Here is a 15,155-nt window from a genome sequence, read left to right as displayed (position 1 = left end):
TTATAAATCCTATGCATAAACTAACAAAAGCGGAAGTAATGAGAGAAGTGAAAGATTATATCTACATCACTCTCGGATTGATAAGCTATTCTTTGGGATGGGCTGCATTCCTGTTACCTTATCAGATAACTACCGGAGGAACTACCGGTATCGGGGCTATTATATATTATGCAACAGGATTTCCAATCCAATGGTCATACTTCATCATAAATGCAGTGCTGATGACATTTGCCATCCGGATATTGGGCCCGCGATTCAGCATAAAGACTACCTATGCTATTTTTGTGTTGACCTTTTTGCTTTGGCTTTTTCAGTTAATAGTAAATAACTACGTTGTAGCTCCGGATATGACGCCTGACGGCAAACCGTTGCTGCTCGGTGCAGGACAAGACTTCATGGCTTGTATTATCGGTGCGGCCATGTGTGGTGTAGGTCTGGGCATCACTTTCAACTACAACGGAAGTACGGGTGGAACAGATATTATCGCTGCTGTTGTTAATAAATACAGAGATGTATCACTCGGACGAATGATTATGATCTGTGATGTATTCATTATCGGTTCCTGTTATTTTATATTCCATGATTGGCGCCGGGTTATCTTCGGCTTCGTCACCCTGTTCATTATCGGTGTCGTACTCGACTGGATTATCAACAGTGCCCGTCAATCGGTTCAATTTTTCATCTTCTCCAAGAAATATGACGAAATAGCCGACCATATTATTAGAGATACCAACCGCGGAGTAACCATACTCGACGGTACGGGATGGTACAGTAAAAACAACGTGAAGGTGCTGGTAGTGCTTGCCAAAAAGCGTCAGTCACTCGAAATCTTCCGTTTGGTAAAACGTATTGATCCGAACGCATTCATTTCGCAAAGCTCCGTAATCGGTGTGTATGGTGAAGGATTTGATAAACTCAAAGTAAAATAACCGGTTGATAAGTATTGAACAACTCTGTTAAAACAAAAAATAAAATGATGAAACGCAAACTTGTATTTGCTACCAATAATGCTCATAAACTGGAAGAAGTTGCTGCTATACTGGGAGACAAAGTAGAATTGCTAAGTCTCAATGATATCGGTTGCCAGACCGACATTCCCGAAACAGCTGAAACACTGGAAGGAAATGCGCTATTAAAATCCTCCTTTATTTATAAGAATTACGGCTTGGATTGCTTTGCCGATGATACGGGACTGGAAGTAGAAGCCTTGAACGGAGCTCCGGGAGTCTATTCCGCCCGTTATGCAGGAGGTGAAGGACATGACGCTCAAGCCAATATGCTTAAACTTCTTCATGAACTGGAAGGAAAGGAAAACCGTAAAGCGCAATTCCGCACTGCTATTTCACTCATCTTAGATGGAAAAGAATATCTTTTTGAAGGAGTGATAAAAGGCGAAATAATCAAAGAAAAACGTGGTGATTCCGGTTTTGGCTACGACCCTATATTCAAGCCTGAAGGTTACGACCATACTTTTGCCGAATTGGGAAATGATATAAAGAACAAAATCAGCCATCGCGCACTGGCTGTACAGAAACTTTGTGAGTTTCTGCAACGCTGATTACGCATACTCACTTAAAATATAAAACACAATGAAGAAAATTACATTATTTACTCTACTGACGTTACTATTATGTACTTCGTGTGTAACGAAAAAGAAGTTTATGCTCGCAGAGATGGCAGCCACCACAAGCAAAGATAGTTTACAAAGACTGTTGACTGACTGCCGTGACACAGGTGACCAAATGTCAGCACAAATCAAAAACCTCCTGCGTGATACTACGAAAATGGGAAATAGTATCCGCCAATATCAAAGTATGTTGAATGTCAACATGACCGAACAGGAAAAGCTGAATGCACTGTTGAACCAGAAAAAAAACGAGCTTAACGAAAGAGAACGCACCATCAATGAATTGCAGGACATGATTAAAGCGCAGAACGATAAGGTACAAAACCTTTTGAGTAATGTAAAAGATGCATTACTTGGCTTCAGTACTGACGAGCTGACCGTTCGTGAGAAAGACGGAAAAGTATATGTAGCCATGTCTGACAAACTACTATTCCAATCAGGAAGTGCCCGCCTGGACAAACGTGGAGAGGAAGCTCTCGGTAAACTGGCCGAAGTGTTGAACAAGCAGACGGACATCGATGTATTTATCGAGGGACATACGGATAATAAGCCTATCAACACCGTACAATTCAAAGATAACTGGGATTTAAGTGTGATCCGTGCCACCTCCGTAGTCCGTATCCTGATCAAGAACTATCATGTGAATCCTTTGCAGATACAACCCAGCGGCCGTGGTGAATATATGCCTGTTGCCGATAATGAAACAGCAGAAGGCAGAAGCAAAAACCGCCGTACGGAGATTATCATGGCTCCGAAACTGGATAAGTTGTTCCAGATGTTGCAAAGTTCGGAAGAATCCAAGTAAAAAACATCTATAATAAAATAAAAGGCTGCTCAGAAGCAGCCTTTTATTTTATTCAAACAAAAATTAATTCATCTACCCCAATTAGACGGTTTCTTACCCATTTTAAATATCATTGTCCCGCCATTCGTTATATCCTGATGAGTAATGAAAAAATCCTTGTATTTCTTCCCGTTCAAGGTCACCGACTGAATATAAATATCTTCAGGTGATTTACGTATCGTCTGAATACGGAATCCCTTATTACCGGAAAGTTTCAGCGTACATTCATCAAAAACGGGAGTACCGATAATATATCGGCCGTCAGCAGGATTCACGGGATAGAAACCCATCGCACTGAACACATACCATGCAGACATCTCTCCGCAATCATCATTTCCCGCATATCCGGAGGAAGTGTTGTTATATAGATTATTCATGATATGACTGACATATTTCTGGGTCTTCCACGGTTGTCCTGCATAATTATAGAGATAAGCAACGTGATGACTAGGCTCGTTACCATGCGCATACTGGCCTACAAACCCGGAAGCATTGTCATTCAATTCGCCACTCTGATGATGAATGGTGAAAAACGTATCTAACTTTTGCTCAAAAGCTTTAGTTCCACCTGTCAGTCCAATCAATCCTTCGACATTGTGCGGCACATACCAGAAATACTGCCATGCATTTCCTTCCGTAAACGGATAACCTCCGTTTGCACCGTATTTATAAGGATCGAAAGGTTCCATCCATTCTCCCTTATCATTCTTCGACTGGAAGAAACGAGTTGCCGGATTAAAAAGGTTCCGGTAGAATTCAGAACGATGATAGAAACGTTGATAATCAGCCTCTTTTTTCAGCTTTGCTGCCAGTTGGGCCACACACCAGTCATCAAAAGCCTGCTCCAGCGTGATGGAAACCGATTGAGTCTGAATATTCTCCGGCATGTAGCCATACTTTTCCCATACTTCAAAAGGAGAGTTAGGATGCGAAGTGACCGAACTGTTATACACCGCTTCATAAGCTTTTTCTACATCAATTCCCGGAATCCCTTTCAAGATGGCATCTACAATCACAGGAATCGAATGGTTACCAATCATGCAATAATTGTCTTGTCCCCACAATTGCCAGATCGGCAGATAACCGTAATATTCATATTGACGAATCATACTCTTCACAAAATCAGTCACCCGTTCAGGCTCCAACAAAGTGTAAAGAGGATGCGCTCCACGAAAAGTATCCCAAAGCGAGAATGTAGTATAATGCGTCTCGTTACTGCCTACTTTACGGGTTGTATAGTCCGCAGCCATGTATTCACCATTCACGTCAGACATGGTATTAGGCTGAATCATTGTATGGTAAAGGGCGGTATAGAATATCTCCTTTTGCAGATCGGTTCCTTTCACGTCAATCTTTCCCAGTTCCTGCTCCCAGTCGGCATCTGCTGCTGCCACATACCGGTCGAAATCCCAATGGGGCGCTTCCTGTTCCATGTTCTGACGGGCGTTTCCCATAGAGACAGACGAAAGGGCTACTTTGCAATTAAGCGGTTTACCATCCAGTTTGCCAAAGCGGAAACAGCCGTGGAGATCGGTTCCATTAATCACCGCTGTGTTATCGTATGTACGCCCGCCGTCCCTTAATGTAGAGGAAAGAATCGGACTCGAAAATTCCATATAGAAATAAATCTTACGCAATTTGGCCCATCCTGTAATAATGCGATACCCCTCTACAGCATGATTGTTCAGAATACGGATTTGAGAGTTGATGATGCGACGCCCCCAACTGCCTTTATTGGCCGAATGGTCTAAATCCAGTAGTATCTCCGCATCCTTGTCTGTCGGATATTGATAACGATGAATACCGGTTCTCGGAGTCGTTGTGAGTTCGGCATTGATATTTTCATCTTTCAACATTACCTGATAGTAACCGGGACTGGCTTTTTCTTCTTCATGAGAGAACGCGGAAGAAGTGCGTCCGCTACTCGTCGGCATGATAAGAATATCAATCAGATCGGAAGCTCCCGTACCACTCAGGCGGGTATGACTGAAGCCATAAATGGTACGTTTATTATAATCGTAGCCCGAAGCATCTCCCCAGTCAGGAGCTTCATTGGTATCGGGTGAAAGCTGTACCATGCCGAACGGCGAAGTAGCACCCGGATAATTATTTCCGGAAAGCCCTCCGTTAATGGCTCCTGTACCAATGAAAGGATTCACATATTTAGTAGTCTCACCGGCTTGCAAAGTGGCAAAAACCAACGAAAATGCACAGATTCCTGTTATAAATTTATTCATAGCAATTGATTTATTCAGCAATGATTTCTACCACCCGGCTGTTCAGTTGTTGGGTAGTAAACACTTCCAGTCCCACATTCATCAGATACTCTCCTGAATACAGCTGACCGTTACCTTGAAGCGAAGAATGGTTACCCGGCATCAGATTGATTTCCTTCACACGATACATTCTATCAGCATCCAATCCCTGCAAACGCACCGGTAATACCTTTTCTGCATAACGCGGATGAATATCAAATGCATACAATACAGCTTTATTCTTCTCTTTATTTACATACATAGAAGAGGTATGGTTACTGCCATAAGGAGAAACTAAACGATACAGATCTCCATCAAGAATTACAGGTTTCAAACGATTATAATTTTCCACAGCCTGATTGCAATAGATATGGTCATTCTCGTTCATATCATCCAGCTTGATATCAAAACCCAGTTTACACATCATAGCCACATCCGTACGGAACTTGATGCTGGTTCCCCGGTTCCAGGTCGTAACATGTGCACACATCGTCTTACTAGGAAATATTTGTGAGAATCCCCATTGAATAAACAGACGTTCGATAGGGTCTGTATTGTCACTAGGCCAGAATTCCGTAAAATATTTCAATGCTTCGAAGTCAGAACGTCCGCCACCACCGGCACAAAGCATCATCGGTAAATCCGGATATTTATTTTTCACACGCTCCAACACTTTATACAGTCCGCGCACATATTCGATATACAGATGCGACTGTTTATCCTTCAGATAGGAAGAATAGATATTGGTGATGGGACTGTTACAATCCCACTTAAAGAAAGCGATTCCCGGATAGTTTGTCATCAATTTGTCTACCACACCGAATACATGATCCTGCACTGCCGGGTTACTCAAGTCGAGCACCAACTGATTCCTGAAATAATATTCATCCCGGTTAGGCAGATGAATCACCCAATCTTTATGCTTTTCATACAATTCACTTTTCGGATTCACCATTTCAGGCTCTATCCATATTCCGAATTTGATACCTTTCTTTTGTGCCTCTTCTACCAAACGTCCTACACCATTCGGCAGTTTATCCGCCGTTTCTTTCCAGTCACCCAGTCCTTGATGATCGCTGCTACGCGGATATTTATTACCAAACCATCCATCATCAAGCAGAAACATATCCACTCCCAGCTTGACAGCCTCATCCATCAATCCAATCAACTTATTCTCATCAAAATCAAAATAAGTAGCTTCCCAGTTATTGAGCAGTGTCATACGGGTCTGGTCACCCTTCTTAACCTGATACTTGCGTGCCCAGTCATGAAAGTTGCGGCTGGCCTCTCCCTTACCGTTCAGGCTATAGGTGAAATAAAAATCCGGTGTGCGAAAAGTTTCTTTGGCAGGAAGGTTGTATTCCGAAGCGTATGGATTAATACCTGAAATGACACGAAGTTCATTCTTGTTATCCACTTCAAAAGTAAAACGGAAGTTACCAGTCCACCCCAAAGTACCGACTAATACCTCTCCTGAATTTTCCTTCGACGGAGCACCCAGAGACAACTGGAAAAACGGAGAAACAAACATATTGGCACGCGCACCCAACTTGGTATCAATCGTTTTTTTACCAAATGCCAGTTCACGCTCGGCTATGTTGACCTCATGTGCCCAGTCACCGGAAAACTCCGTGAGAAAATACTTATCACGGTTAAAGTGAAGCATAGAAGAAGCATATTTGCTCAATACAACAGGCTTCTTCTCCTGATGACTGATTTCAGTGAATGTCTTGATGATATTTTCCGCAGCATACGTTATATAGTGCAATTTCACAGTCACAGGATATTTGTCATCCTTTAGAGTAATCACTGTTTCTACACTTCCGTCATTCTGCCGGCTACTACTATGTTCTACATATTTCAACAATAAAGACGGGTTTCCATCATTGTGAAGCACTTGAATGGCCGGCTCGAAATAATCCTCCGCCCCATGTGTGATATAAACCTCGGTTCCCTGCGGCAAGTAGGCAAAGTCCGATTCATGATTCAGTTTTTTCCCCAGATAACGCTGGTATAGACGACCATTGTCTCCCACTTGGAAGATCAGGCTTGTGCCATCTGTTTCAATCTTGATAATAGGTTTGTCAGTTGCCTTCAACATACAGGAGATGCTCAAAAGACAGCATAAGAGAATAGCTTTTACTTTCACGGTATATTTATTTAATGTGATTACAATCATTTTTTATTTATCAGTACGGAACGGAGCAACCGGAAGTCCGGCAGTTCCATAAAGATTACACTCCGGATTATCCGCCCATCCGTAACGTGCCGCAATGGGTATTTCCACTTCCGGCGATTCAAGGATCACCTCTTTTCCCCGGATAGTGGCAGTTGCCTGATGAAAAACTTGATCCGGTCCGGCCATAATGAATCCTTTGGGTTCGCCTGTTGCGGCCTTCACTTCACAATCGAAGCTAAGTATCAGTTTATTTCCCGAAATACGGTAGCCCTGAAAAGTCGGTACATCAAACGTACCCTTCTGATAAGTATTTGCCAATGACAAGAGGGCCAGGCGTCTTCCCACTTCCTGTTTGTTTTTAGGATGAATATCGTGCGCTACACCAAGGTCAATAGCCGGTACCATCCCCGTGCCTTCCATAGAAAGTGCATCAGACTGCGCTTCACGCAATGCAGCCCATTTCGAATCGGGTTGCACCTCCTGACTACGCAAGTAATTTGCCAACTGCACGAAGTAGAAAGGCAACTCCTGTTTCCATTGTTTCCGCCAGTCAGCTATCAGCGACTGAAAAAGAGGAGAATACTGCCGGTCACGACCTACGTTCGCTTCACCCTGATACCATATAACCCCCTTAACCGGAAAAATCGTGAAAGGATGTACCATCCCGTTATACAATACAGACAGGTAGCTGGAACCCTCCGGTGACATGGGCGCAGATGGCATTTCATCCAAAGTTAATCCGATGCGACAGTTCCAGCTTCCGGCCAATGATATTTTCTGTCCACCCATTTCCGCATACAAAGTTTCCGGTTTTCCATGAATACCGCCTTCTCCCCCAAAATCAGATACACGAACCGTAATAATACCTTTGCCGGCTTTCACTTCCGCAGCCGGAATCATATACTTCCGGAGGGTGGCAAACCCCGATCCCCTAGCTATTTCCTTACCATTGTAGTAAGTAATATCCTCATCATCTATCATTCCCAGACTAAGAGTGACCTCCTTTCCTGCCCATTCGGCAGGAATATCTATCTCCTTTTGAAACCAGACGATACCGTCCAGCCCATCCAGTCCTTTTTCCTCCCAATAACCGGGTAACTCCATAGACTTCCATTCTTTCCCAGTCTGTAAAGCCGAAATCCATTGCGGAGTCCCTTGAGCAAAACCGGCATCCCGGATCATAAACTGTTCACGCCAGTCCTTCATTTCTTGTTGATAAACAGCAGAAAGAGCTTCTTTATTAAAATTCAGTCTCCTCATTTTAGCTGTTTCTCCCTGAAAACCCATCACCTGTTGCAAGGTGCCGAAGCTTGTCCACGCTTCGGCCGGAGTGCCGCCCCAAGTACAATCTATCACACCAACAGGTACATTCAGTTCTTTCCACAATTGACGGGCATAAAAATAAGCGACAGATGAAAACTCCGGAACAGAGGAAGGGCTACATTCCTGCCAACCCCCTCCGTTCATTTCTACGTTATCCTGCGGAGTTAAAGATACAGTCTTTTTTACCTGTAACAGACGAATAAACGGATAATTGGCTTCCGCCACCTCCTGTTCATAATTCATAACCTTGCCCCATCCGGCAACCGGCATTTCCATATTGGATTGTCCGGAACAAAACCAGACTTCTCCCACCATTATGTTTCGCAAAGTCAGCATTTCGCCGTCTGAAAGGGTTATCTGGTAAGGACCTCCGGCGGCAGGAGTAGGTAACTGTAAAGTAAAACTTCCATCCACTCCCGCTTTGACTGTATATTTCCGGTTATCCCAACTCGTTTTTACGGTCACTTGCTTGCCGGATTTTGCCTTGCCGGGCAATGTCAAGGTACTCTTTTGCTGTATCACCATATGATCGGTGAAAAACGATGGTAAAGTGACTTTAGCCTGTGTACAAACAGCTATGCACAGAGCCACAAGAGTCATTCTATATTTATTCATTTTCGGTTAGTTAATTGATTCCGGGCTATTAATTAAATTCCAGTACTTTCACATCCTTGGCAGGTATGGTAATCTCTATCTGATTTCCGGCAGTAGTCCGGTTGCCACTCCATAATTCTTTCACCTGATAACTGCGTGCTTGCTCCAGCCCTATTCTATCCAACGAAAGTGTCACCGTCTGCTCCTGTTCCGAATAGTTGAAAAGTGCGCAATGGAATGTTCCATCTTTCTCCTTTCTTACAAAGATTTGTTCTGATTGAGCTCCATTTCCCTCTACCGGACGGAACACTTCACCCGTGGCAAGAGCATTGATATCAGGATTCGTCAGATATTTCAACGCTTTGTCTTTCCCGTCTTTTCCTCCGGCGGCACTAAAATCATCTCCGCCAATGTAGATACCTGTAATAACGCCGGAAGTGATACGCGCCCGATTTTCACCATCTGTAGCATCTCTCAACACAATATGGTCTGCATCATTGAATTGATAGATGTACTTCTGCCACCATCCATAAGACAATGCATTCAGCGTGTACTCGGTATCCTTGATTTTATTCCATGCATCGCAGGCAATTCTACGCGACTGGGCATATTGTGCCGGAAAAACAGGAGAAATAGAAAGATTGATATACATATCCCCAAAATATTTATCCAGCAACTGCATCCCATAATTATATCCCTGAATACCTGTCGTCACTTCAGGAAGATACCATTTATCAGCCTCCATCGCTCCATGGGTCATGAAATCCATTTTCACATACTCGAATCCTGTCCGATGAAACAAACCGGATGTCTTTTTCATCATTGCCTCTACAGCGGGATGAGTAGGGTCGATAGCATAAGCACCGTCCAATTCCTGTGGCTTTCCGTTAGCATAAAGGTAGATATCCTTGTATTTATATTCAGGAGCGGCATCCACCGTCCGTTCGGGATCACGCGCCCAGTCGGTAAACGGAGTCCAGTAGATACCTCCAATCTGACCATTTGATTTACATTTTGCAATGAATGACTTCAATTGTTCTTCATTCATACAGTCCCAACCGGAATCCAATCCGACATAAACCGTATGATCCGGATTGACAAAATGACGATTTTGAAGGTTTTGTTTGATAAAGTCCGAAACCTCCATCGCTTTATCATAAGTAAGGTTGAATTGCAAAGCCCCCCAACTGTTCCAACCGAACGGAACTGCTTTTCCCCACTCCTTCGGAGGTGCTATGATTGCATTCACCTTTGCATAAGTTTCCAGTCCGTCGCACCAGTTTTCAAAGAATCCCAGTAATATTTTGGGAGACTTGATCTTCTTGCCTGTCAATGCTCCGTGAGGTTTCACATCCCGCGTCAATTCATCAGCTACTCCACCGTAACAAGTCAAAGAGCCGATGTTTCTATGGTCTCCTTTACCTAACATTACAGCCGTTTTCCAATTGTCATGCTCCACAGAACCTACAACAAGTCCGCTACGCCCTTCATTATTAAAAACAGCCGTTACCTCATAACTGGTCAATGTGTCGAAATTAAGTGCATGAGACTGGTATCTGATCCATTTATCATTATCAAAAGGCATAAATAAAGCACGATTGTCACCTGCCGGAAGTAATTCAGCCATGCGGTCTACATTCACAGGTGCCATCCGATTGGAAGCGACATTATTCTTTCCTTCTATACTAAACTCCGTCAATATATACTCTTTATCCGGATAAAGATAAAAGTACTGTGTCAACTTAGGCAAAGATTTATCTGTATGTTCAATCTTATAAAGAGTTCCTTTACCGAAAGCATCTGATATTTTTCGAATACTAACCTTATGGCGTGCATAGTCACGCGTAGTAACCGTCTGCTCTCCCCATAGGTAAGAAGCATATAGTCCTTCACAAATATTTTTTGACTTTTTATAAAGTGAAACTCCCCCTTTCTGATCATCGAAGCGGATTTGCCAGCCGCCCGTCGTCAGACCTTTATATCCGGCAGCATATCCGGATAAAGTGAATAACAGGAACATAGTTCCGAAAATGATTTTAAACTGTCGAAGTCTGTTTTTCATATGGCACAATGAATATGGTTTTAAATAGAATAAAAGTGTTCCCCAAAGATAGGCATTGCCGGAAGTATGGCTTGGCGTAAACAAGTCAAAAAATGAAAGATTTACGGCAATATGCTTCACAATCTCTCTGAATCCGCAAATTTTCTATTTATCCGCATCATTTATAGTATCCGTATTCCTTATATCCTGTGGAATGATTGTTTGTTTTCCACTTTGATACTGTTTCTCGAAATCTTTCGGAGTCATACCAAACTGTTTCAAGAATAACTTGCTGAAATAAGACGGAGAATTAATGCCCACCATATAGCAGATATCTCCAATCCGGTATTTGCCTTCCTGAATATATTCCGCCGCTTTCTTCAGGCGAATCAGGCGAATGAAGTCGAGTGGGGAGAGATTAAATATCGTTTTGATTTTTCTCAACAAACTAGAGCGGCTCATACAGAGAATATCCGCCATTTTCTCTACTCCGAAATTATCATCGGTTATATTGTCTTCAATAATCCGGATCACCTTATTCATAAATTCCTCATCCGCTTTGTTCATCTGCATATTATCTACCGAGAAGAACGGACGTTTCGAGAATGCCTCTCTCTCCCGTCGACGGTTATTGAGTAATGATAATATCTGTTCTTTGAGATAACCGAACGAGAAAGGCTTCTCCACATAGGCTTCCGCCCCATACTTCAAGCCATTGATTTTACTGTCAATATCATTCTTGGCAGTCAGGAAGATAACAGGGATATGAGAAAGCTCAAGATCTGATTTGATTTCCTTACACAACTGATGGCCATTCATCACCGGCATCATAATATCACTAATGATCAAATCGACATGACTGCTTCTCAATATTTCGATTGCTTCCGCACCATTCTTCGCCGTCTCCACAGTGAAACACTCACATAACCTTTCAGAGATAAAGGCCAGCATACTTTCATTATCTTCTACCAACAACAGAGTGTATCCGTGCATATCTGTTTCAACAGAAGTTTCCTCATCCAACTCAACTATATCTTTTTGTACCGCTTTGCTATTCTCCAGACTGATACCTTCCTTATTTAAAGGAATGGTCAGAATAAAGACATTATCCTTTTCTCTTGTAGTATCCAAGGTAAGTGTCCCTTTGTGAAGAGATGCCAGCGAACGTGCTAATGAAAGTCCGATACCTACTCCGTTCTTAGGTGCTTCTTTCTTTTCCATTTGATAAAAAGGTTCAAAGATATATTGGCTCGCTTCTTCCGGAATCTTATTTCCGTCACTAATAACCCGAATCGTGAAATAAAGATCGTCTTTCTCCAGTTCCACTTGTATATGCTGCCAGGCATACTTCAATGCATTATTAAGCAAATTGCTCACAATCTTAGTTATTGCTTCTTTATCTACTGCCGCCCATATTTCCTCTTCAGTCAATTTCAGAACCAGTTCTTTGTTATTCAAATTGAAAGTTACTTCAAAACGAGCTACGATTCCTTTCAGAAGTGCCGTAATGTCAACACTTTCAAATTTCATGGAAAGCTTGTTGGCACCAATCTTCTGGAAATCGAGAAGTTGTCCTGTCAGTTCCAACAGCCGCTTCGTATTCTGTACTATTACATTAATATACTTCTTCTTTTTAGATTCCGGAAGATTCTCCTCCTGAATAGCCTCAAGCGGACCATTAATCAACGTCAGCGGAGTACGTACTTCATGAGCTATCTCCGTAAAGAAATCAACCTTCGATTCATACAATTCCTTTTCTTTCTCTATTTCAAAAAGTTTCTGACGTTCTTCCATCTGCCGCTCCTTACGATGCTTGTACCATAAAAACCAACAGAATACAAACAAGATAATAGCCAGTGCATAAACAATATAAGCCCATACGGACTGCCACCAAGGCGGCAAAATAACAATCGTCAACGAACGGGTTGAAGGATCGGATTTGCTCGCATGATGAGTTGCCTTTATTTGAAAAGTATATTTACCCGGAGGCAATTTAGCATACGATATATTCTTGTTGCTGGCAGCACGTATCCACTCTTTATCAAGCGGTACCATACGATAATAATATTGATTGGTCTCCGCAGTAGAATAACTAAGCATAGCTATATCAAAACTGATATTTGACTGATTATAAGGAAGTTCTATTTCATTGGTATGTACAATGCACTGTTTCAAAGGCGAATTCGGAGTATGCACAGTGATTTCCTTATTATAAATACTAAATTTGGAAATATAAACCGGAGGCAGCGATCCGCTTTCATCCTGAGTATTGGGATCAAAAGCAATCAGTCCGTCCACCCCTCCGAAATAAAACTTACCATCGCGTGCTTTAAGCGCCGAATTATAATTGAACTGGTTCCCTAATAATCCGTCTTTATTGGTGAATACGCTTACATCTCCACTTTCCGGATTAAAACGTACCAGTCCTTTATTAGTCCCAAACCATAAATTAGAATGTTCATCCTCCAGAATATCATAGCAGACATCGTCCGGCAATCCTTCATTAATTCCAAAAGAGGTAAAGTTATCCTGTACTTCATTATAGCGACAGATTCCGCCGCGATCAGTAGAGAACCATATATTGCCCTTACTGTCCTGCATAATGAAACTGACGGAATTGGAACTAAGCGTATTTTTCTTACCTGCCTCGTAGGCGTAGTTCTGATAGATCCCTGATTCGGGTCTGCATTTCCAGACTCCGTTTCCCATAGATGCCACCCAAATTGTACCATCTTTCGCCTCCATGATATTAAAGGCCCAGTTGTAACCGATAGCATCTACCCTGTGATACTCCTTTTCATTCGGTCCGGACATATAAAGTCCCCATCCGGTTCCTATCCATTTACGCCCTTTACTATCTATCATAAAGTCGTACACACTGCCTTCATCAATGCCTAACTCCCCTTCTGACAAACACCGGATCCGTTCATCAGGCAGACGGATTTCATTCATCCCCTGCTTGAATAATCCACAATAAATATGATTATTATAATGTCTTACACATAAAGTGATAAGATGCCCCGGTACATTATCATACACTTGATGTACTTCTCCGGTCTGAGGATTCAACACATTAATTCCGTTATCTTCAGTTCCAATCCAAATACATCCGTTATCATCTTCCGCTAATCCACGGATGCGTTTGGTATTCAAAGAATGTCCGTCGCTTCCGGGAACATATTTATCAAATACAAGACGATGTTTAGGCAGATAATTAACACCTCCAAACATTGTCCCAATCCAGATACCTCCTTTGGTATCTTTATAAATTGAATAGACAATGTTATCCGACAAACTGAACGAACGCATCAAATCTTCTTTAAGATGCAATGTACTGTTTTTCTTTTCGTTAATAATGAAAAGCCCATGATGAGAACCTACCCAAAGTTCATCTCCGAAACAGACCACATCACGTAAAAAAGTTTTCCGTTCTCCCGGAAAAGGAATAGTAGCCAGTTCACGAGACTGTGTATTATATTTTAATAATTCTCCTTCATGAATAGCAAGAATAGCGGTATCATCGTCCCGAAAACACATACTCATTATGTTCTTATTAGCCAATGAATGTCCGTTACGGTCTTCCATATACTGTTCAAACGCATCTTTCTGCGGATTATATTTAAATAATCCTACTCCGGAAGTTCCTACCCATACTCCACCTTTTTTGTCAATGGCAATACATTCGGGACTTTCATTTTTAAAATTACTTTTTCCCGTGATAGGATAATGGCTGACTTTCTTCGTTCCTTCAAAACGAAATAGTCCCTGGTCAGGAATAAGCACCCATACATTACCGACAGAATCAGCAAGTATTTCCGCCACCCAATTATCAGGTGTGATTTTATCCGGTGACTCTGGATTCAGGCGGGTAAAAATATCCATTGTGGGATCATACACATAAATTCCCCGGTCGGTTCCCACCCAAAGTTTACGTTCCTTGTCTTCGTAAAGAGCACTGATATTATGATTTCCGATTCCTGCTTTCAGGTCGTCACAGTTAAGTTGAAGAATAGACGTACCATCATAACGATTTAATCCGTTCTTAGTGCCAAACCACATGAATCCATAGCTATCCTGCAAGATTGCCTTGACATTACTTGCCGACAAGCCATTTTCACCATTAATATGAGTAAAGTAAAATTGAGAATATGCCTGTGCTCTGACAAATGTTGCGGAAAGTATCAAACTACACACTACCGACAATATGAGTATAGATCTTTTCATAGTATGGATAATATTATTCGTTACATACGCAAAGATACACGAATTTTCTTATATCGAACGAACGTCAT

At 42.2% G+C, this 15,155-nt stretch carries 8 protein-coding genes; 3 read left to right on the top strand and 5 right to left on the bottom strand.

The window, feature by feature from the left end; all coding sequences use genetic code 11:
* Positions 1-11: 11 nt before the first annotated feature.
* From I2I13_RS02865 to I2I13_RS02855, 3 genes are read left to right on the top strand one after another with little or no spacing between them, the layout of a single operon-like run.
* Entirely contained in the window at positions 12-929 is a 918-nt protein-coding gene (locus I2I13_RS02865; protein ID WP_148367686.1) for a YitT family protein, read from the top strand.
* 47 nt (positions 930-976) lie between these two features.
* Positions 977-1,558, top strand: coding sequence for a non-canonical purine NTP diphosphatase (locus tag I2I13_RS02860; RefSeq protein WP_195648809.1), 582 nt, complete (start codon positions 977-979; stop codon positions 1,556-1,558).
* Between the two features lie 31 nt (positions 1,559-1,589).
* A complete protein-coding gene (locus tag I2I13_RS02855) occupies positions 1,590-2,432 on the top strand; it encodes an OmpA family protein (RefSeq protein ID WP_195648706.1) in 843 nt (280 codons plus the stop codon).
* A gap of 68 nt (positions 2,433-2,500) precedes the next feature.
* Here the strand turns inward: I2I13_RS02855 and I2I13_RS02850 are convergent, their stop codons facing one another.
* The 5 genes from I2I13_RS02850 to I2I13_RS02830 all read right to left on the bottom strand — a co-directional run bounded on the left by I2I13_RS02850 (position 2,501) and on the right by I2I13_RS02830 (position 15,087).
* Complete coding sequence (locus tag I2I13_RS02850) at positions 2,501-4,708, bottom strand: GH92 family glycosyl hydrolase (RefSeq protein WP_195648705.1); 2,208 nt, start codon at positions 4,706-4,708, stop codon at positions 2,501-2,503.
* 10 nt (positions 4,709-4,718) lie between these two features.
* Positions 4,719-6,905: an alpha-galactosidase gene (locus tag I2I13_RS02845; protein WP_229128555.1), complete on the bottom strand. Its 2,187-nt coding sequence runs from the start codon at positions 6,903-6,905 to the stop codon at positions 4,719-4,721.
* A 3-nt stretch (positions 6,906-6,908) separates the two neighbouring features.
* Positions 6,909-8,843 carry a sialate O-acetylesterase gene (locus tag I2I13_RS02840; protein ID WP_195648704.1) on the bottom strand — a complete coding sequence of 645 codons (1,935 nt, stop codon included), beginning with the start codon at positions 8,841-8,843 and terminating at the stop codon, positions 6,909-6,911.
* 28 nt (positions 8,844-8,871) lie between these two features.
* A complete protein-coding gene (locus I2I13_RS02835; RefSeq protein ID WP_195648703.1) occupies positions 8,872-10,884 on the bottom strand; it encodes an alpha-galactosidase in 2,013 nt (670 codons plus the stop codon).
* Between the two features lie 144 nt (positions 10,885-11,028).
* Positions 11,029-15,087 (bottom strand): hybrid sensor histidine kinase/response regulator transcription factor, encoded by a 4,059-nt coding sequence (locus tag I2I13_RS02830; protein ID WP_195648702.1) that lies wholly within the window; start codon positions 15,085-15,087, stop codon positions 11,029-11,031.
* Positions 15,088-15,155: the final 68 nt, after the last annotated feature.

The sequence above is a fragment of the Bacteroides sp. D55t1_190419_B8 genome (genome assembly GCF_015558905.1).
GTDB classification, from domain to species: domain Bacteria; phylum Bacteroidota; class Bacteroidia; order Bacteroidales; family Bacteroidaceae; genus Bacteroides; species Bacteroides vicugnae.
Note: the sequence above shows the minus strand (reverse complement) of the source record. Positions and strands in the feature narration are given on the sequence as shown.

Bases quoted from the DNA above. Each gene is read 5' to 3' on its own strand.
- I2I13_RS02850 (WP_195648705.1), bottom strand. From the start codon at position 4,708: ATGAATAAATTTATAACAGGAATCTGTGCATTTTCGTTGGTTTTTGCC.
- I2I13_RS02840 (WP_195648704.1), bottom strand. From the start codon at position 8,843: ATGAATAAATATAGAATGACTCTTGTGGCTCTGTGCATAGCTGTTTGT.
- I2I13_RS02830 (WP_195648702.1), bottom strand. From the start codon at position 15,087: ATGAAAAGATCTATACTCATATTGTCGGTAGTGTGTAGTTTGATACTT.
- I2I13_RS02860 (WP_195648809.1), top strand. From the start codon at position 977: ATGAAACGCAAACTTGTATTTGCTACCAATAATGCTCATAAACTGGAA.
- I2I13_RS02835 (WP_195648703.1), bottom strand. From the start codon at position 10,884: ATGAAAAACAGACTTCGACAGTTTAAAATCATTTTCGGAACTATGTTC.
- I2I13_RS02865 (WP_148367686.1), top strand. From the start codon at position 12: ATGCATAAACTAACAAAAGCGGAAGTAATGAGAGAAGTGAAAGATTAT.
- I2I13_RS02845 (WP_229128555.1), bottom strand. From the start codon at position 6,905: ATGATTGTAATCACATTAAATAAATATACCGTGAAAGTAAAAGCTATT.
- I2I13_RS02855 (WP_195648706.1), top strand. From the start codon at position 1,590: ATGAAGAAAATTACATTATTTACTCTACTGACGTTACTATTATGTACT.